This is a genomic window from Pseudomonas sp. GW822-FHT04C11 (assembly GCF_058800905.1).
The window spans coordinates 68878-85968 of sequence record NZ_JBXAMS010000023.1 but is presented as its reverse complement, the minus strand read 5'-3'; the positions used below and the strand labels follow the sequence as shown (position 1 = coordinate 85968).

General features: G+C 57.7%; 20 protein-coding genes and 1 tRNA gene. 3 read left to right on the top strand and 18 right to left on the bottom strand.

Annotation, left to right across the window (positions count from 1 at the left end; all coding sequences use genetic code 11):
- Positions 1 to 48: 48 nt before the first annotated feature.
- The 9 genes from AC1RJ3_RS27870 to thrS form a co-directional block, all read right to left on the bottom strand.
- A tRNA-Pro gene (locus AC1RJ3_RS27870) sits at positions 49 to 125 on the bottom strand.
- A gap of 89 nt (positions 126 to 214) precedes the next feature.
- Positions 215 to 571 (bottom strand): MerR family transcriptional regulator, encoded by a 357-nt coding sequence (locus AC1RJ3_RS27865; protein WP_003179985.1) that lies wholly within the window; start codon positions 569 to 571, stop codon positions 215 to 217.
- Positions 552 to 854 carry an integration host factor subunit alpha gene (gene ihfA / locus AC1RJ3_RS27860; protein WP_002553164.1) on the bottom strand — a complete coding sequence of 101 codons (303 nt, stop codon included), beginning with the start codon at positions 852 to 854 and terminating at the stop codon, positions 552 to 554. The genes AC1RJ3_RS27865 and ihfA overlap by 20 nt, the downstream gene beginning before the upstream one ends.
- A gap of 3 nt (positions 855 to 857) precedes the next feature.
- On the bottom strand, positions 858 to 3236 hold the full coding sequence (gene pheT / locus AC1RJ3_RS27855) for a phenylalanine--tRNA ligase subunit beta (protein ID WP_493081646.1): 2379 nt from the start codon (positions 3234 to 3236) through the stop codon (positions 858 to 860).
- A 26-nt stretch (positions 3237 to 3262) separates the two neighbouring features.
- A complete protein-coding gene (pheS, locus tag AC1RJ3_RS27850; protein ID WP_007905876.1) occupies positions 3263 to 4279 on the bottom strand; it encodes a phenylalanine--tRNA ligase subunit alpha in 1017 nt (338 codons plus the stop codon).
- Positions 4280 to 4388: 109 nt separating this feature from the next.
- Complete coding sequence (gene rplT / locus AC1RJ3_RS27845; protein WP_007905879.1) at positions 4389 to 4745, bottom strand: 50S ribosomal protein L20; 357 nt, start codon at positions 4743 to 4745, stop codon at positions 4389 to 4391.
- Positions 4746 to 4774: 29 nt separating this feature from the next.
- On the bottom strand, positions 4775 to 4969 hold the full coding sequence (gene rpmI, locus AC1RJ3_RS27840) for a 50S ribosomal protein L35 (RefSeq protein ID WP_002553160.1): 195 nt from the start codon (positions 4967 to 4969) through the stop codon (positions 4775 to 4777).
- Positions 4970 to 5029: 60 nt separating this feature from the next.
- A complete protein-coding gene (infC, locus tag AC1RJ3_RS27835) occupies positions 5030 to 5581 on the bottom strand; it encodes a translation initiation factor IF-3 (RefSeq protein ID WP_173860028.1) in 552 nt (183 codons plus the stop codon).
- Positions 5581 to 7503 carry a threonine--tRNA ligase gene (gene thrS, locus AC1RJ3_RS27830; protein ID WP_019692640.1) on the bottom strand — a complete coding sequence of 641 codons (1923 nt, stop codon included), beginning with the start codon at positions 7501 to 7503 and terminating at the stop codon, positions 5581 to 5583. The genes infC and thrS overlap by 1 nt, the downstream gene beginning before the upstream one ends.
- Before the next feature lie 386 nt (positions 7504 to 7889).
- Here thrS and AC1RJ3_RS27825 point away from each other — a divergent pair, with 386 nt between their 5' ends.
- Positions 7890 to 8189, top strand: a complete 300-nt coding sequence (locus tag AC1RJ3_RS27825; RefSeq protein ID WP_054596659.1) for a hypothetical protein — start codon at positions 7890 to 7892, stop codon at positions 8187 to 8189.
- 293 nt (positions 8190 to 8482) lie between these two features.
- Positions 8483 to 8695, top strand: a complete 213-nt coding sequence (locus tag AC1RJ3_RS27820; protein ID WP_003179963.1) for a cold-shock protein — start codon at positions 8483 to 8485, stop codon at positions 8693 to 8695.
- 72 nt (positions 8696 to 8767) lie between these two features.
- Here AC1RJ3_RS27820 and AC1RJ3_RS27815 read toward each other — a convergent pair whose 3' ends face one another.
- The gene (locus tag AC1RJ3_RS27815; RefSeq protein ID WP_054596658.1) at positions 8768 to 9082 is read right to left on the bottom strand and encodes an I78 family peptidase inhibitor; all 315 of its coding nucleotides are present in this window, start codon (positions 9080 to 9082) and stop codon (positions 8768 to 8770) included.
- A gap of 163 nt (positions 9083 to 9245) precedes the next feature.
- Entirely contained in the window at positions 9246 to 9551 is a 306-nt protein-coding gene (locus AC1RJ3_RS27810) for a hypothetical protein (RefSeq protein WP_054598288.1), read from the bottom strand.
- Between the two features lie 128 nt (positions 9552 to 9679).
- Between AC1RJ3_RS27810 and AC1RJ3_RS27805 the strand changes: the two genes are divergently transcribed.
- Entirely contained in the window at positions 9680 to 9883 is a 204-nt protein-coding gene (locus AC1RJ3_RS27805) for a hypothetical protein (RefSeq protein ID WP_054596657.1), read from the top strand.
- Between the two features lie 41 nt (positions 9884 to 9924).
- Here AC1RJ3_RS27805 and AC1RJ3_RS27800 read toward each other — a convergent pair whose 3' ends face one another.
- Genes AC1RJ3_RS27800 through AC1RJ3_RS27770 form a run of 7 tightly spaced genes read right to left on the bottom strand, consistent with a single transcriptional unit; the run spans position 9925 to position 16902 of the window.
- Entirely contained in the window at positions 9925 to 10953 is a 1029-nt protein-coding gene (locus AC1RJ3_RS27800) for a nucleoside hydrolase (RefSeq protein WP_493081642.1), read from the bottom strand.
- 45 nt (positions 10954 to 10998) lie between these two features.
- Positions 10999 to 11403: a D-ribose pyranase gene (rbsD, locus tag AC1RJ3_RS27795; protein WP_493081640.1), complete on the bottom strand. Its 405-nt coding sequence runs from the start codon at positions 11401 to 11403 to the stop codon at positions 10999 to 11001.
- A complete protein-coding gene (rbsK, locus tag AC1RJ3_RS27790) occupies positions 11400 to 12317 on the bottom strand; it encodes a ribokinase (protein ID WP_493081638.1) in 918 nt (305 codons plus the stop codon). The genes rbsD and rbsK overlap by 4 nt, the downstream gene beginning before the upstream one ends.
- Positions 12318 to 12340: 23 nt before the next feature.
- The gene (locus AC1RJ3_RS27785) at positions 12341 to 13360 is read right to left on the bottom strand and encodes a LacI family DNA-binding transcriptional regulator (protein WP_103319787.1); all 1020 of its coding nucleotides are present in this window, start codon (positions 13358 to 13360) and stop codon (positions 12341 to 12343) included.
- Between the two features lie 3 nt (positions 13361 to 13363).
- The gene (locus AC1RJ3_RS27780; RefSeq protein WP_493081636.1) at positions 13364 to 14341 is read right to left on the bottom strand and encodes an ABC transporter permease; all 978 of its coding nucleotides are present in this window, start codon (positions 14339 to 14341) and stop codon (positions 13364 to 13366) included.
- On the bottom strand, positions 14338 to 15891 hold the full coding sequence (locus tag AC1RJ3_RS27775) for a sugar ABC transporter ATP-binding protein (RefSeq protein ID WP_347929552.1): 1554 nt from the start codon (positions 15889 to 15891) through the stop codon (positions 14338 to 14340). The genes AC1RJ3_RS27780 and AC1RJ3_RS27775 overlap by 4 nt, the downstream gene beginning before the upstream one ends.
- A gap of 57 nt (positions 15892 to 15948) precedes the next feature.
- Positions 15949 to 16902, bottom strand: coding sequence for a sugar ABC transporter substrate-binding protein (locus AC1RJ3_RS27770; protein WP_054596650.1), 954 nt, complete (start codon positions 16900 to 16902; stop codon positions 15949 to 15951).
- Positions 16903 to 17091: the final 189 nt, after the last annotated feature.

The following is a 17091-nucleotide window of genomic DNA, read 5'->3' as shown; positions in this document are numbered from 1 at the left end:
CAGGCATAAAAAAACCCAACCTGAAAGGCTGGGTTTTTTCTTCAAATATGGTCGGGACGGAGTGATTCGAACACTCGACCCCTAGCACCCCATGCTAGTGCGCTACCGGACTGCGCTACGCCCCGACTAGGCGTGAAACCTGTTCCTCATCTCGAGGAACGCTCAAGAATATATCGCAAGCTTTTGAAAACTGGAAGTATTTAAAAGCAGGAATTTATTTCTTGAGTACCACCAGAACATCTTCGAGCTCGGCGATCATCTGGCGGATCATTTGCTTGTATTGAGTGGTGTCGTCTTTGGCTTCATCGCCGGAAAGGCGCAGGCGCGCTCCACCGATGGTGAACCCCTGGTCGTAGAGCAACGCGCGGATCTGCCGGATCATCAGCACATCCTGGCGCTGATAGTACCGGCGATTTCCGCGGCGCTTGACGGGGTTGAGTTGAGGAAACTCCTGCTCCCAGTAGCGCAGCACGTGCGGTTTTACCGCACAAAGCTCGCTGACTTCACCAATAGTGAAGTAGCGTTTGCCTGGGATGACGGGAAGCTCGTCGTTATGACTTGGTTCCAGCATAAGCCTCAACTCGGGCCTTCAACTTCTGCCCTGGACGAAAGGTGACCACACGGCGAGCCGTGATCGGGATTTCTTCTCCCGTTTTCGGATTGCGGCCAGGCCGCTGGCGTTTGTCACGAAGGTCGAAGTTGCCGAAACCGGACAACTTCACCTGTTCGTTGTCTTCAAGAGCGTGCCTGATTTCTTCAAAGAACAGTTCGACCAATTCCTTGGCCTCCCGCTTGTTCAGGCCCAGCTCTTCATACAGACGTTCCGCCATCTCAGCTTTCGTCAAAGCCCCCATACGTCACTTCCTTAACGTGGCGTTCAACCTTTGTTCGAGCGAGGTGAGGATGTTTTGCGTCGTGGTATTCACCTCATCGTCATTAAGAGTGCGCGATGGATGCTGCCAGGTCAAGCCAACTGCAAGGCTTTTTCTATGCGGATCAATACCTTTACCCTGATACACGTCAAATAGCCTGAGGTCCGTCAGCCATTCGCCTGCATTTTCACGGATTACGTCCAGTACGGCACTGGCTGCAACGTCTTTGTCCGCCAGCAGCGCAAGGTCTCGACGCACTTCAGGAAAGCGCGACAACTCGCTGAATTTAGGCATTTTGCCCAACGCCACTTCGGCCAGCACCAGCTCAAAAACGAAGACCGGACGGTCGAGACCGAGGGTTTTCGACAATTCAGGGTGGATAGCGCCGATGTAACCGACTACGCGACCTTCACGCTCGATGCGCGCGGTTTGACCCGGGTGCAACGCAGGGTGGCTGCCTGGTACGAATTTGAACGAATCCAGTGCACCGGCAAAGCCCAGCACCGCTTCCACGTCGGCTTTGACGTCGAAGAAGTCCACGGTATCGCGACCTTGTGCCCAGCCTTCCGGCAGACGGCCGCCGCAGACCACACCGGCCAGCATCGGCTCTTGCTTCAGGCCTTCCAGCTGACCGACGAAGCGCAGGCCGCTTTCGAACAGACGGACGCGGTCCTGTTGACGGTTCAGGTTGTGCTGAAGCGCCTTGACCAGACCCGGCCATAGTGACGAACGCATGGCGGCCATGTCGTTGGAGATCGGGTTGGCCAGCAACAGAGGCTCGACGCCTGGGTTGAACAGTTCGAACTGCTTCGGATCGATGAAGCTGTAGGTGATCGCTTCCTGATAACCACGAGCCACCAGCAGGCGGCGCAGCTCAGGCAAATCGCTACGCGCTTCAGCCTTGGCTTGCGGTGCCAGACGGGCTTGCGGGTAGCGAACCGGCAGACGGTTGTAACCGTACAGACGGGCCAATTCTTCGATCAGGTCGACTTCCAGGCTGATATCGAAGCGATGGCTTGGCACTTCTACGCGCCACTGCCCTGCCCCGTCCGCGGAAATCTTCAGACCCAAAGCGCTGAGCAGACGCTCGACTTCGGCTGAGTCCATTTCCATACCCAGCATCTGGGTGATGCGCTGGGCACGCAGGGTGACCGGAGCAATCGACGGCAGGTGCTGCTCGCTGACGGTTTCGATGATCGGGCCAGCTTCGCCGCCGGTGATTTCCAGCAGCAGGCCAGTGGCGCGCTCCATGGCTTCACGGGCCAGCTGCCAGTCCACGCCACGCTCGTAGCGGTGCGAGGCGTCGGTGTGCAGGCCGTAGGAACGAGCCTTGCCAGCAACGGCGATCTGATCGAAGAACGCGCTTTCAAGGAACACATCGCGAGTGGTCGCGGAAACACCGCTGTGCTCGCCACCCATCACGCCAGCAATCGCCAGGGCGCGGGAGTGGTCGGCAATCACCAGCGTATCGCTACGCAGGCTGACTTCCTGACCGTCGAGCAGCACCAGCTTCTCGCCCTCTTCGGCCATACGCACGCGGATGCCGCCATTGATTTCGGCGAGATCGAAAGCGTGCAGCGGTTGACCCAGTTCCAGCATCACGTAGTTGGTGATGTCGACGGCGGCATCGATGCTGCGCACGTCAGCGCGACGCAGACGCTCGACCATCCACAGCGGCGTAGGCCTGGACAGGTCGACGTTACGGATCACGCGCCCCAGGTAACGCGGGCAAGCGGCGGGCGCCAGGACCTCAACCGAACGCACTTCATCGTGCGCGGCTGGAACACTGGCAACGACCGGGCGCGTGACTTCGGCAGCATAGAGCGCACCGACTTCACGGGCCAGACCGGCCAGGGACAGGCAGTCGCCGCGGTTCGGGGTCAGGTCGACCTCGATGCTGGCGTCGTCCAGGCTCAGGTATTCACGAATATCCTGACCGACCGGCGCTTCGGCCGGCAATTCCATCAGGCCATCGTTGCCTTCACCGATTTGCAGTTCGGCTTGCGAGCACAGCATGCCGTTGGACTCAACGCCACGCAGCTTGGCTTTCTTGATTTTGAAGTCGCCTGGCAGTTCGGCACCGATCATGGCGAACGGGATCTTCAGGCCCGGGCGCACGTTTGGCGCGCCGCAAACTACCTGGAAGGTCTCCGTGCCATTGCTGACCTGGCAAACACGCAGCTTGTCGGCGTCCGGGTGCTGCTCGGTGCTCAGCACCTCGCCCACCACCACGCCACTGAATTCACCGGCGGCCGGCGTAACGCTATCGACCTCAAGACCGGCCATCGACAGACGAGCAACCAGCTCGTCGCGACTTACCTGCGGGCTTACCCAGCCGCGCAGCCATTGTTCACTGAATTTCATCCTGCTCTCCTAAGAATTCGTTACGACTAGCGAAATTGCGCGAGGAACCGCAAGTCGTTGTCGAAGAACAGACGCAAGTCGTTCACGCCGTAACGCAGCATGGCCAGACGCTCAACGCCCATGCCGAAGGCAAAGCCCGAAAACTCTTCCGGGTCGATCCCGGACATGCGCAACACGTTCGGGTGAACCATGCCGCAGCCCATCACTTCCAGCCAGCCAGTCTGCTTGCAGACGCGGCAGCCTTTACCGCTGCACATCACGCATTCCATGTCGACTTCGGCGGACGGCTCGGTGAACGGGAAATACGAAGGACGGAAACGCACTGCCAGTTCTTTTTCGAAGAACACGCGCAGGAACTCTTCGATGGTCCCTTTCAGGTCGGCGAAGTTGATATCGCGGTCGACCAGCAGGCCTTCGACCTGGTGGAACATCGGCGAGTGAGTGATATCGGAGTCACTGCGATACACACGGCCTGGGCAGACGATGCGGATCGGCGGCTGTTTCGATTCCATGGTGCGGACCTGTACCGGCGAGGTATGGGTGCGCAGCAACATGTTCGCATTGAAATAGAAGGTGTCATGCATCGACCGGGCCGGGTGATGGCCTGGGATGTTGAGCGCCTCGAAGTTGTGATAGTCGTCTTCGACCTCAGGGCCTTCGGCAATGCCGTAGCCAATATGGGTGAAGAACTGTTCGATACGTTCCAGAGTGCGAGTAACCGGATGCAGACCACCCGAGGTCTGACCACGGCCAGGCAGGGTCACATCAATGGACTCGGCGGACAGTTTGGCGGCCAGATCGGCCTCTTCAAACAGCGCCTTGCGCGCATTGAGAACCTCTGTGACACGCTCCTTGGCAACGTTGATCAGGGCGCCGACTTGCGGGCGCTCTTCTGCCGGCAAATTCCCCAAGGTCTTCATCACCTGAGTCAATTCACCCTTTTTGCCAAGGTAGTGAACCCGGATTTGCTCCAGGGCATTGATATCTTCAGCGCTTTGCACAGCCTCTAGTGCTTGAGAGACCAGCGCATCCAGGTTTTCCATGTACAGACTCCAGATACAAAATAGGGGAAGAGCTTGAAGGCTCTTCCCCTATTTATGACGTTTAACACCTGAGCCCACAGAGGTGAGCCCGGGTGACTGTCGGGGGTACTTAAGCCAAGGTGGCTTTAGCTTTCTCGACAATCGCAGCAAACGCCGCTTTTTCGTTCACTGCCAGATCAGCCAGAACCTTACGGTCGATCTCGATGGACGCTTTTTTCAGGCCGGCGATGAAACGGCTGTAGGACAGACCGTTGATACGTGCACCAGCGTTGATACGAGCGATCCACAGAGCGCGGAACTGACGTTTTTTCTGACGACGGTCACGGTAGGCGTATTGGCCTGCCTTGATTACCGCTTGCTTGGCAACACGGAATACGCGCGAGCGAGCGCCGTAGTAGCCTTTAGCAAGTTTCAGAATTTTTTTGTGACGTTTACGGGCAATGACGCCACGCTTTACACGAGCCATGAGTTACTTCCTCTATTCTTAACCAAAAATTAACGAAGGCGCAGCATGCGCTCGACTTTTGCCACGTCAGACGGATGCAGCAAGCTGCTACCGCGCAGTTGACGCTTACGCTTGGTCGACATTTTGGTCAGGATGTGGCTCTTGAAAGCGTGCTTGTGCTTGATACCGTTAGCAGTTTTCAGAAACCGCTTAGCAGCACCACTTTTAGTTTTCATCTTTGGCATGTTCGGATACTCCGCATTCAGTTGATAAACATAATCGCAAGGCCTGCCGTGCCCTGTTGATTACTTCTTCTTTTTCGGGGCGATGACCATGATCAGCTGGCGTCCTTCCATCTTAGGATGCTGTTCGACCGAACCGTACTCGAGCAGGTCACCTTCAACCCGCTTGAGGAGTTCCATCCCCAGCTCCTGGTGGGCCATCTCACGGCCGCGGAATCGCAAGGATACCTTGGCCCTGTCCCCGTCACTCAGGAAACGTACCAGGTTGCGCAGTTTTACCTGGTAATCCCCTTCCTCCGTCCCTGGACGAAACTTGATTTCTTTTACCTGAATCTGCTTCTGGTTCTTTTTCGCTGCGGCAATCTGCTTCTTCTTTTCGAAGATCGATTTGCCGTAATCCATCACACGGCAAACCGGTGGGATTGCGTCGGCGGAAATTTCCACCAGATCCAGTTTGGCTTCTTCAGCAATACGAAGCGCTTCATCAATCGAGACGATGCCAATCTGCTCGCCGTCAGCGCCAATTAACCGAACCTCGCGTGCCGAGATATTCTCGTTGATCGGGGCTTTCGGTGCAGCTCGTTTATCTTGTCTCATTTCACGCTTAATAATAATTACTCCGAATCTGGGCGACCACGCCGGGAAACCGCTTGCGCGAGGAACTCAGCGAACTGGGCGACGGGCATCGAGCCCAGGTCAGCACCTTCACGAGTACGCACAGCGACAGTCTGCATCTCGACTTCCCGATCTCCAATAACCAAGAGATAGGGAACCTTGAGCAAAGTATGCTCGCGGATTTTAAAGCCGATCTTTTCATTTCTCAAGTCAGACTTGGCACGAAAACCGCTTTGATTGAGAGTTTTTTCAACTTCAGCGGCAAAATCTGCCTGTTTATCAGTGATATTCATGATCACTGCCTGAGTCGGAGCCAGCCACGCAGGGAACGCACCCTCGTAATGCTCGATCAGAATCCCGACGAAACGCTCGAAGGAACCCAGGATCGCCCGGTGCAACATTACCGGGTGCTTGCGACTGTTGTCTTCGGAGACGTATTCGGCTCCCAGACGGATCGGCAGGTTAAAATCGAGCTGCAAGGTACCACATTGCCAGACACGACCGAGGCAATCTTTTAGCGAGAACTCGATTTTCGGACCGTAGAAAGCACCCTCGCCTGGCTGCAGATCGTACGGCAGGCCCGCACTATCAAGGGCTGAGGCCAGCGCCGATTCTGCGCGATCCCACAGCTCATCGGAGCCGACGCGTTTTTCCGGACGAGTGGACAGCTTCATTTCGACGTCGGTAAAGCCGAAATCGGCGTAGACATCCATGGTCAGCTTGATGAACGCGGCGGATTCGGCCTGCATCTGCTCTTCAGTACAGAAGATGTGTGCATCGTCCTGGGTGAACCCGCGCACGCGCATGATGCCGTGCAGCGCACCGGACGGCTCGTTACGGTGGCAAGCACCGAACTCGGCCAGACGCATCGGCAGTTCACGGTAGCTTTTCAGGCCCTGATTGAACACTTGCACGTGGCAAGGGCAGTTCATCGGCTTGATCGCGTAGTCGCGGCTTTCCGACTGCGTGGTGAACATATTCTCGGCGTAGTTGGCCCAGTGCCCGGATTTCTCCCACAGGCTACGGTCAACCACTTGCGGAGTCTTGATCTCCAGGTAACCGTTTTCACGCTGAACCTGACGCATGTACTGCTCGAGTACCTGGTACAGGGTCCAGCCGTTCGGGTGCCAGAAAACCATGCCCGGCGCTTCTTCCTGGGTATGGAACAGGCCGAGACGCTTGCCGATCTTGCGATGGTCGCGCTTTTCGGCTTCTTCGATACGCTGGATGTAGGCCGCCAGTTGCTTCTTATCAGCCCAGGCAGTGCCGTAAACGCGCTGCAGTTGCTCGTTTTTGGCATCGCCGCGCCAGTAGGCGCCGGACAGCTTGGTCAGCTTGAAGGATTTCAGGAAGCGGGTGTTCGGCACGTGCGGACCGCGGCACATGTCGACGTATTCTTCGTGATAGTACAGGCCCATGGCCTGCTCGTTCGGCATGTCTTCGACCAGGCGCAGCTTGTAGTCTTCGCCGCGACTGGTGAACACGTCGATCACTTCGGCACGCGGAGTGACTTTCTTGATGACGTCGTAATCTTTTTCGATCAGCAGGTGCATGCGCTGTTCGATCGCCGCCAGGTCGTCCGGAGTGAAAGGACGCTCGTAGGCGATGTCGTAATAGAAGCCTTCATCGATGACCGGACCGATCACCATTTTCGCCGTCGGGTACAGCTGCTTGACCGCGTGGCCAATCAGGTGAGCGCAAGAGTGGCGAATGATCTCCACCCCCTCTTCATCCTTGGGCGTGATGATTTGCAGGGTCGCGTCGCTGTCGATGACATCGCTGGCGTCAACCAGCTTGCCGTTGACCTTGCCGGCCACGGTGGCCTTGGCCAGACCGGCACCAATGGATGCGGCGACCTCGGCTACGGAAACCGGATGATCGAAGGAACGTTGACTGCCGTCGGGAAGAGTAATAGTGGGCATGGCGCCTCCTCTCCTAGTGGTGACCCCTACCAAAGGTCACGTGGGTTGGGATGAGCAGCCAGTACGCGATTCAGTCCAGGCCATTCAATAATGAACGCCTGCCTTACAGCGGCAGGAGCCTTGTGGCCAACCGGGAACCGAACCAGAGTGACTGGAGATCAAATCAGGGTTATTCGGGTATTGGCCGCTACCGGAGAACAGATCGTCCAGAGCCTGAAAATACCCAAGCGCTGGATCCTAGCACAGATGAACCGTCGTCGCCGCGACCTTGTTTGACCAACGCCGAATTCAGGGCATTTGCATTAAAAAAGTGAACTTGAGATGTACGGCCCACCTCAAATAGGCTGAGAATCGCCACACATTATCGACCTCACGGAGTTCCAGCTATGCGTCTTATCCGCCTTATCGCCCTTGCCTCCCCACTGATCATGCTGCTCCCGCTGAGCGCGCAGGCTGCCTGGCCTGCCGGGGTTCGCGAAAGCTATATGAAGGATTGCGTTTCCGCCGCCAGTCAGAGCGTCGACCAGAAGTCCGCCGAATTGCATTGCGCTTGTGGCGCGGACAAGCTCAACGAGAAGTTTACAACGGCCGAAATCAGCGAGCTGATGAGCAAGACAAAACAGCCGAGCGCAGAGCTGCGAACCAAAGCGCTGGACGCCATTCAGGATTGCCGGGTCAAGAAATAAGCTGCTGCGAGGCTGAAAACAACGCCTTTGGCGAGTAGAAAATAGCCAAAAAACCGCTATTTCAGACAAATTACGCAGCTTTTACAGCTTTTTTTACAGGACATGTATTTAGCCGCAGGCCTTTTAAACCGGGGCTTCCAGCCATATACAGCGACAAAGAACAGACGATACGAAGGCAAACAGCACGTCCGGGGGGCTCCCAAATCGAACATTTCGACTATGATACTCCGGTGTGCCCAGTTGGCCTGAGCAGCACAGCACTACTGAAAATATATGTTTCTTGGAGATACACCATGTCTAATCGCCAAACCGGCACCGTTAAATGGTTCAACGATGAAAAAGGCTTCGGCTTCATCACTCCTCAAGGTGGCGGTGACGACCTGTTCGTACACTTCAAAGCTATCGAAAGCGACGGTTTCAAAAGCCTGAAAGAAGGCCAAACCGTTTCCTTCGTGGCTGAGAAAGGCCAAAAGGGTATGCAAGCTGCACAAGTTCGCCCAGAGTAATTTCCTGGCGCACTAAAAAAACCCCGTCCATGTGACGGGGTTTTTTATGGGCGCAACCAAAGCCTGAAGCAATCAGCCGCAGTTGACGCGGGTAATGACCAGGTTGGCATCGGTGTTGAGATTCAAACGATCCGAACGGTATTCCAGAGTGATCATGTCGTTCGGCCTGAGGACTCGTGCAGTCTGCGACCCGGAACGCGTGCGGGCCTGTTCCAGCAACTCTGGCGAAGCCTTTTTGCCAATGACGAATTCGGCAGCCTTTGCCTCACAACGACCGTTACCGGCCCCGGCTACCACAGGGTCTTTTGCCGACTCGGAGGTACTGCTGCAACCCGCCAACATGACGGCGGCCAGCAAAGTACCCAATGACGCGAGCTTCCAAGGCATGACGCCTCCTTTTCAATAGTTGAACTGCATTCGTGCGACAGCCGTTTGGGCGTTTGGTTTCATGGTCAGTGCCATCCCCCGCCTTCGAAGCCGTCAAACACGCAAGTTTGCCTGAGCTATCACCTGCTGTTCAGTGCGCAATCGTGACTGAATATGAGCAGACTCAGTAGATATCGATGTAATCAAAGGGTGGCTTCGGCCAGTTCTGTTTCAATGCGTTGAATATCTGCATGACCCAGACCTCATCACTGGCGGCAACCATGCCTACATACCCGGAGCCCTTGGCCCACGTCTCAAGGCGAAACAGCAGCCCGTCGATATCCGTTCCGCCGACAACACCTGACGAAATGTAGGCAATTCCTGATTTGGTGACCCGCAACTGGGTGTGCGTATCGTCGCTGGCAGACGCCAGCAGCTGGCGCACTGCCTCTAGCGTCAAGCCATCCGGGGTATTCAAATCGATCTGCACAGCACTGTCCTTGAAATCTACAAAGCCCAAGTGTCGCATAGCCCTCTGTTCATGCCTAAGTCGGAGTGCCAAAAGCTGCGCAAGGTGGTTAACTCAACAGACAGACTTCCCGACCTCGCGAGACACTCATGACCACCGTGACCATCGACGCCGACATCAAAGTCAGCTGGCCCCAAGGCCACAGCTCTTACAGCCCCAGCACCCCGGAAGAGCTGGCAATCATTGGCATAGACCTGCTGGTCAAGGACCTGGGCACGAAAGCTGCTCAACAGTTCATCGAACAGGTATTCGAGAAGTACCCCATCGACGACATGGGCGCCGCCCACACGTAAAGGGAGTAAAACCCCGCAGGCTGGCACCTGCGGGGCATGACTTACTTGAGACGGGCGAGACGCGCCGTCAGCAAGTCAAAGAAGCCCTGAGCATCGCCGTTTGCGACCCAGAACGCGTTCTTCGGGGCTTTCAGGCCGTCGTACCAGTCAACGACGGTCTGGCCAAAGGTCGGCCCTTCGCGACTGTCGACCACCACATTCACCGCACGACCGGTAAACAGTTCCGGCTTGAGCAGGTACGCGATCACCGTGGCGTCATGCACCGGGCCACCAGGAATGCCGTAGTGTTCCATGTCGCCTTTGACGTATTCGTTGAGAATATCGCCCACCAGTTTGCTGGCGTTGTTGTTCAGCGCGGCAATCTGCTTAAGGCGAGCGTCACTGGTCAGAATCTTGTGAGTGACGTCCAGCGGCAGATAGGTCAGCTTGACGCCGCTTTTGAGGACCACTTCAGCTGCCTGCGGATCGGCGAACAGATTGAACTCGGCCACCGGGGTAATGTTGCCGCCGTTGAAGTGCGCACCGCCCATGATCACCACTTCCTTGATGCCTTGGGTGATTTCCGGTTCCTGAATCAGCGCCAACGCCAGGTTGGTCTGCGGCCCGAGCATTGCGATAGTGATGCTGTGAGGCTTGGCCGCGCGCAACGTGTCAATCAGGTAACTAACCGCATCGCCTTTGGCCAGACCTTTCTTCGGCTCGTGCACCGTGACACCCGACAGGCCTTCCTTGCCATGAATGTTCTCGGCGTAGATTGGCGTGCGCATCAGTGGTTTCGGTGCACCCGCATACACTGGCACGTCTTCGCGCCCTGCCCACTCGCGGGCCAGCCGCGCATTACGCGAGGTCTTGTCCAGGCGCACGTTACCGGCAACGGTAGTCAGTGCGCGAATGTTCAGTTCTTCGGGCGACGCCAGGGCAAACAGCAGCGCCACCACGTCGTCGGCACCTGGATCGGTGTCGATGATCAGATCTATCTTTTCCGCCGCGTGGGCGCCTGTAGCGGTGAGCAAGGACAAAAGCAGCAGACTCCGGATCAGGTGATGCAGGCGTTGAGCATAGCGGTACATAGCGCACTCCTTGTGCGTGGATAAATCGAATCGGGATATGACGAACTAGAAAGTCACCCCTGCGACCAGCACGATGTTGCAGTACGGCTGACATTCGCCCGTACGAACAATCGCCCGCGCCTGTCGGCCAAGGACTTTAAACTCCTCATGACTCAGCAACCGCCGCTGCCCCATCGCGGCATTGGCCGTCAGCTCGTCGATCGCCTGCAGCGCCGGCGGCTGTTTGAGCAGGATTTCTTCGGCCAGCACATGGCTTTCCACCTGCATTTCACTGAGCACGACGCGTAAGGTACTGACGAAGTCCGGAATGCCCTGGGTCAACGCCAGGTCGATCAACTCAACGCCAGGCGGCACCGGCAGACCGGCATCGCCAATCACCAGCATGTCGCCATGCCCCAGAGAGGCAATCAGCCGCGACAACGCGATATTGAGCAAGGGTGTTTTTTTCATGATGCTTTGAAGGCCTGTACGTCTGACAAGGAAGGAATCGAGGGTTGTGCGCCGGCCCGCGTCACCGACAAGGCTGCTGCGACCTGACCAAAACGAATGGCCTCGACTTCGCTTTTGCCAGCAGCCAATGCCGCAGCAAAACCGCCGACAAAGGTGTCACCAGCCGCCGTGGTGTCGACGGACTTGACCTTGGGTGCCGGGAAATGTTCGCAGCCCTGCCCGTTGGCAAACAATGAACCCTGGGGCCCCAACGTGATGATGACCTTGCCGGCACCGGCGGCGATCAATCGGCTCGCGGCCAGCTCGGCGCTCTCCAGAGAGTCCACCGGCAAACCGCTCAGGGCCGAAGCTTCGCTTTCATTGGGGATCAGGTAATCGATTGACGAATACCAGTCGGCCGGCAATGGGCTCGTTGCCGGCGCCGGATTGAGGATCACCGTCTTGCCCAGCTCACGACCGCGCTTGAGAACATAACCAACCGTGTGCATCGGCACTTCAAGCTGACAGATGATCACGTCGGCCGCCGCAAGCACCGCATCGAACCCCGCGACCATGCCAGGTGTCAGCTGACCGTTGGCACCTGCAACGATAACAATCGCATTCTGGCTGTTGTCATCGACCACGATCAGCGCCACGCCGCTGGAGCCCTCGACCGATGTCAGCGCCTGACAATCGATCTGTTCTGCCAGCAGCGCTGCGCGCAATTGCTCGCCATAAGCATCGTCACCCACGCAGCCGATCATCGACACCCGCGCACCCAGCCGGGCAGACGCGACCGCCTGATTAGCACCCTTGCCGCCCGACACGGTGGCAAACGACTCGCCATGCAGCGTTTCTCCGGCATGTGGCAACCGCTGGGCGCGGGTCACCAGGTCCATGTTCAGACTGCCTACAACCACTACTTTTGCTGGCATACATCCCTACTCATCAATTCGCTTCAGCGGTATTGGTCGAATACGCCGGCCAGCGGCGCGGTCGACTCTCGCATGACAATGCTGGGCCTCACGATCCGCTGATCGGTCGCCAGTTCAGGGGTCGCGATCCGTCGCAACAATACCTCCGCAGCCATTTCTCCAAGCTCCAGGATCGACTGGCCGACGGTGGTCAACGCCGGATAGACATAACGGCTCATTTGAATATCGTCGAAACCGATGACCGAAAGCTCGCTCGGCACCCGGATATTGCGCTCGGCGGCGGCCCGCAGTACGCCGATACCAATCATGTCGTTACCGGCAAAAATTGCGCTGGGCGGGTGTTTTTCCAGCAACATTGTCGCCGCGTTGTAACCGCCAATGCTGGTGAAGTCACTTTCGAGCATCCATTCCCCCGGCACTTCGACGCCAGCCTCTTTCAAGGCCCGGCAGTAACCTGCCAGACGCATCTGCGCCACGCTGGTATGTGCCGGACCTCCAATAGTGGCGATGTCGCGATGGCCCAGCTCGAGCAAATGCCGGGTCGCAAGATAAGCGCCGTATTCATGATCGATGCGTACCATGTCCGCATCGAGCCCCTCCAACCCACGGTCGACGATCACCATCGGCGTGCGCACGCCCGCCAGCCCTTGCGCCAACCCGCTATCGCCGCCGGCGGACGCGACAATCAGCCCGTCGATGCGTTTTTCCAGCAGCACGCGCAGGTAACTGCGCTGCTTGTCCGGGTTGTCATCGGAGTTGCAGAGGATCACGCAATAACCGTTACGCTCGCAGTAATCCTCGATACCACGGGCCAATTCCGCGAAGTACGGGTTGAGACTGTTGGGCACCAGCAGACCGATAGTTGCGGTGGTTTTCGCTTTGAGCGAGCGCGCCACGGCACTGGGCACGTAATCCAGGCTTTTGATCGCGGCCTCGACCTTGAGCCGAACCTCTTCACTGACCGGCCGGGTCTTGTTCACCACATGGGAAACCGTGGTGTAGGAAATCCCCGCGAGCGCTGCTACATCCTTGATAGTCGCCATGATTCAGCTCCGTCGACTTGCACGTTGGCTGCGGTAGGTGTCCAGCACCACCGCGACCACGATCACCGCGCCGGTAATGATGCGCTTGGTCGGTTCGGTCGCGCCGATTTGCGCCAGTCCGGCAGCCAGTACAGAAATGATCAGGACGCCGAAAAAGGTGCTGATCACCGAGCCGCGACCGCCCATCAGGCTGGTGCCACCGATCACCACGGCAGCGATGACTTGTAGCTCCAGGCCGGAACCGGCATTCGGGTCCGCAGCTTCCAGACGCGAAATCTGGAACAGCGCGGCAATACCCGCCAGCAACCCCATCAGGCTGAACACCAGGATCTTGTACGGTTTTGGGTTGATACCCGCCAGACGCACAGCTTCCTCGTTGGTGCCGATTCCGATCAGGTAGCGGCCGAACACGGTACGGGTCAACACCGCCTGGGCGATGAAGATAACCAGCAACGCGATAATGAATGATGGTGAAATACCCAAGGCGATCGGATTGGACAGCCAGGCATAGGCATCACCGATGTAGGCCGTGCGCGAGCCGGTCATCTGATAGGCAACGCCGCGAGCCATCTCCAGCACACCCAGCGAAACAATGAACGACGGAATGCGCCAGGCCACGGTGATCGAACCGGTGATGGTCCCGGCCACTGCGGCGGCGGCCATACCCAGCAGCGCCGCCGGCAAGACACTCCAGCCCCAGCCGAGGATCGCCACGCTGACAGTCGAGCCCGCCAAGGCCAGCACCGAACCCACCGAAAGATCGATGCCGCCGATGATCAACACGAACGTCATGCCGACTGCCAGTACCATCAGGTCCGGAATCTGATTGGCCAGCGTGCTGAAGGTGTCATAAGAGAGGAAATGGCTGCTCAAGACCGAGAACAACGCAATCATCGCCAGCAAGGCACCAGCCAGGCCCAGATAGGTACCGAGGCCGTAAAAATTGCTACTACGTTTGCCAGCAGACAGTGCAGTTATCATGGGAGATCCCTAGGCGCCGCTTCATGGAGCAACGCATCACGTTTTTGGTAGCCGGCAAAAGCGGCGGCAAGCAAATCATCCTGAGTCCAGCTGTCGCGCTCGAAGGTGTCGATCAAGCGTCCGGCCGACAACACGCCAATACGGTCGCAGATCAACATCAGCTCGCGCAGATCACTGGACACCACCACCAGCGCCTTGCCCTGACGCGTCAACTCGCCAAGCAACGCGTAAATATCAAATTTGGCACCGACATCGATGCCACGAGTCGGCTCATCGAACAACAGCACCGAACACTCACGCTCAAGCCAGCGGCCAATCACCACCTTCTGCTGATTGCCGCCCGACAACTCGCAAACCAGCTGCGCAGGACCGGAGCTGCGAATGTGCATTGCGTCGATCTGACGCTGCGCCAGCGCCATCTCGTCACGCGCATTTACAATGCCGCCACTGGAGATCACCGGCATATTGCCCAGGGCGATGTTGGCGCTGATCGACTGAGTCAACAGCAGCCCCTCGCCTTTGCGATCTTCGGTAATCAGGGCAATGCCGTGACCGACCGCATCGGCGGGCGAACGAATGCTCACCACTTTCGCCGGCGAGCCAAGTGCGACCGTGCCACTGTCTGCCGCATCGGCACCGAAGATCAGCCGCAGCAGCTCCGTGCGCCCCGCCCCGATCAAACCGGAAATTCCGAAAATCTCGCCGCTGCGCACCTCGAAAGACACATCACGAACCTTGTCCGAACGGCTCAACCCTTTGACGGTCAAGGCCGGCGCGCCGATCTGCCGCGGACCGAGATCGATGTGCTCGCCCAATTCGCGGCCGACCATCAGATTGACCAGTTGCTCGCTGTTGTAATTGGCCATCGGCTCGACGCAGATCAGGTTGCCGTCACGCAATACCGCGATGCGCTGAGCAACCCGCGCCAGCTCTTCCAGCCGATGGGAAATATAAATGATCGCCACGCCACGAGCTTGCAGGCGGGTAATTTGCTCAAAGAGCATCTCGACTTCGCGAGCCGTCAACATCGCTGTCGGCTCATCGAGAATCAGGACATGGCAGTCGCCGATCAGGTTGCGCGCGATCTCGACCATTTGCTGATGACCGATCCCCAGCTCACCGACCAGCGTGTCCGGATCGATCGCATCGAGCCCGACCTGAGCCATCGCGGCGATTGCCGCTTTGCGCAGTTGCTTGCGACTGATCCATCCGCCATTGCTCGGCAAGTTGTCGAGAAACAGGTTCTCTGCGACAGACAGGGTCGGCAGCAGATTGAGTTCCTGCATGACCATGCGAATACCCAACTCTTCTGCCTGGGTTCGGCTGCCAGGACGGTAATCGCGCCCCTGGAACTGCATTTGGCCAGTGGTCGGAGTGACCAGCCCGCCAATGATTTTCGAGAGCGTGCTTTTGCCGGCACCGTTCTCGCCAGTCAACGCCAGCACTTCACCTCGCATCAGCGTCAGGTCAATGCCGGTCAATACCGGTTGCGCATACGTCTTGCCGATACCGCTGACCGAAAGGACCGCGTTCGGAGCACAAACTGACATAAAAAACTCTCCATGCGCTCGCCCTTGCGAGCGAGCGCCGTTGTGTCGCCAGAATGACTACTTGGTAACCAGCTCAACCGGAGTTTCGATTACGCCGTTGGTGCCGCTGTCGACCTTTTCGCCCTTGAGCATTTTCAGGGCAGTCTCGATGCCGAACACCGCCTGTTTGGCTGCAAACTGATCGGCAGTCGCCAATACGCGGCCATCCTTGAGCATTGGCTTGATGGCATTGATGTTGTCGTAACCGACCACTTGCACCTTGCCCGCCTTGCCTGCTGCGCGCACCGCCGAAACAGCACCGACCGCCATGCTGTCGTTACCCGCCAGCAGAGCCTTGGTTTGCGGGTACTCGCTGAGTATCGAGGCGGCAACCTTGTTGCCTTTATCGATTTCCCAATCACCGGACTGCAACGAGACGACCTTGATCTGCGCCGCTTCCATTGCGTCCTTGAAGCCAGCGGTGCGAGCCTGGGCGTTGGTGGTGGTGGAAACACCTTCGATGATGCCGACTTCGTCACCGGCCTTCAGCTGTTTGGCCAGATACTCGCCGACCAGACGCGCGCCTTTGCGGTTATCCGGGCCTACGAACGGTACGGTCATGTTCTTGCTTTTGACGACGGCCGGGTCCAGTTGGTTGTCGATGTTGATCACGGTGATACCGGCATCGATGGCCTTCTTGATCACCGGAACCATCGCTTTGGAGTCGGCTGGCGCAATCACCAGCGCATTGACCTTGGCCAGAATCATTTGCTCGACGATGCGCGTCTGACCAGCGGTGTCCGTTTCGTCCTTGATGCCATTGGAGATCAGGTCGAAATCGGCAGAATGTTCTTTCTGGTAAGCCTTGGCGCCATCCTCCATGGTCAGGAAGAATTCGTTGGCCAGGGATTTCATGACCAGCGCGACTTTCGGTTTTTCAGTGTCGGCGAAGGCCGAAGAGAGGGGCAAAGCGGCGGATGCGGCAGCCAGCATAGCGACAGCGAGAAGACGTCCAGCGAATGGCAGCTTCATGAGTTCACTCCGATCTTATGATTATTGTGAGCAACGCTTGCACTGCATACGCTTCAAATCCGTTCACCAGCGCTCTGATACGCGGGAACGAGGATCGCCGCGCCCACGGAACCAAACCGTCGACAGGGCTGCGCAAACGTTTGCGTAGACCGAACTATGCGAACCCTGTCGACATTTGTCAACGGTCAG

What these genes read in the sequence shown, in the direction of transcription:
- AC1RJ3_RS27865 (WP_003179985.1), bottom strand. Translation starts at nt 571, where the DNA reads ATGCTGGAACCAAGTCATAACGACGAGCTTCCCGTCATCCCAGGCAAA.
- ihfA (WP_002553164.1), bottom strand. Translation starts at nt 854, where the DNA reads ATGGGGGCTTTGACGAAAGCTGAGATGGCGGAACGTCTGTATGAAGAG.
- pheT (WP_493081646.1), bottom strand. Translation starts at nt 3,236, where the DNA reads ATGAAATTCAGTGAACAATGGCTGCGCGGCTGGGTAAGCCCGCAGGTA.
- pheS (WP_007905876.1), bottom strand. Translation starts at nt 4,279, where the DNA reads ATGGAAAACCTGGATGCGCTGGTCTCTCAAGCACTAGAGGCTGTGCAA.
- rplT (WP_007905879.1), bottom strand. Translation starts at nt 4,745, where the DNA reads ATGGCTCGTGTAAAGCGTGGCGTCATTGCCCGTAAACGTCACAAAAAA.
- rpmI (WP_002553160.1), bottom strand. Translation starts at nt 4,969, where the DNA reads ATGCCAAAGATGAAAACTAAAAGTGGTGCTGCTAAGCGGTTTCTGAAA.
- thrS (WP_019692640.1), bottom strand. Translation starts at nt 7,503, where the DNA reads ATGCCCACTATTACTCTTCCCGACGGCAGTCAACGTTCCTTCGATCAT.
- AC1RJ3_RS27825 (WP_054596659.1), top strand. Translation starts at nt 7,890, where the DNA reads ATGCGTCTTATCCGCCTTATCGCCCTTGCCTCCCCACTGATCATGCTG.
- AC1RJ3_RS27820 (WP_003179963.1), top strand. Translation starts at nt 8,483, where the DNA reads ATGTCTAATCGCCAAACCGGCACCGTTAAATGGTTCAACGATGAAAAA.
- AC1RJ3_RS27815 (WP_054596658.1), bottom strand. Translation starts at nt 9,082, where the DNA reads ATGCCTTGGAAGCTCGCGTCATTGGGTACTTTGCTGGCCGCCGTCATG.
- AC1RJ3_RS27805 (WP_054596657.1), top strand. Translation starts at nt 9,680, where the DNA reads ATGACCACCGTGACCATCGACGCCGACATCAAAGTCAGCTGGCCCCAA.
- AC1RJ3_RS27800 (WP_493081642.1), bottom strand. Translation starts at nt 10,953, where the DNA reads ATGTACCGCTATGCTCAACGCCTGCATCACCTGATCCGGAGTCTGCTG.
- rbsD (WP_493081640.1), bottom strand. Translation starts at nt 11,403, where the DNA reads ATGAAAAAAACACCCTTGCTCAATATCGCGTTGTCGCGGCTGATTGCC.
- rbsK (WP_493081638.1), bottom strand. Translation starts at nt 12,317, where the DNA reads ATGCCAGCAAAAGTAGTGGTTGTAGGCAGTCTGAACATGGACCTGGTG.
- AC1RJ3_RS27785 (WP_103319787.1), bottom strand. Translation starts at nt 13,360, where the DNA reads ATGGCGACTATCAAGGATGTAGCAGCGCTCGCGGGGATTTCCTACACC.
- AC1RJ3_RS27780 (WP_493081636.1), bottom strand. Translation starts at nt 14,341, where the DNA reads ATGATAACTGCACTGTCTGCTGGCAAACGTAGTAGCAATTTTTACGGC.
- AC1RJ3_RS27775 (WP_347929552.1), bottom strand. Translation starts at nt 15,891, where the DNA reads ATGTCAGTTTGTGCTCCGAACGCGGTCCTTTCGGTCAGCGGTATCGGC.
- AC1RJ3_RS27770 (WP_054596650.1), bottom strand. Translation starts at nt 16,902, where the DNA reads ATGAAGCTGCCATTCGCTGGACGTCTTCTCGCTGTCGCTATGCTGGCT.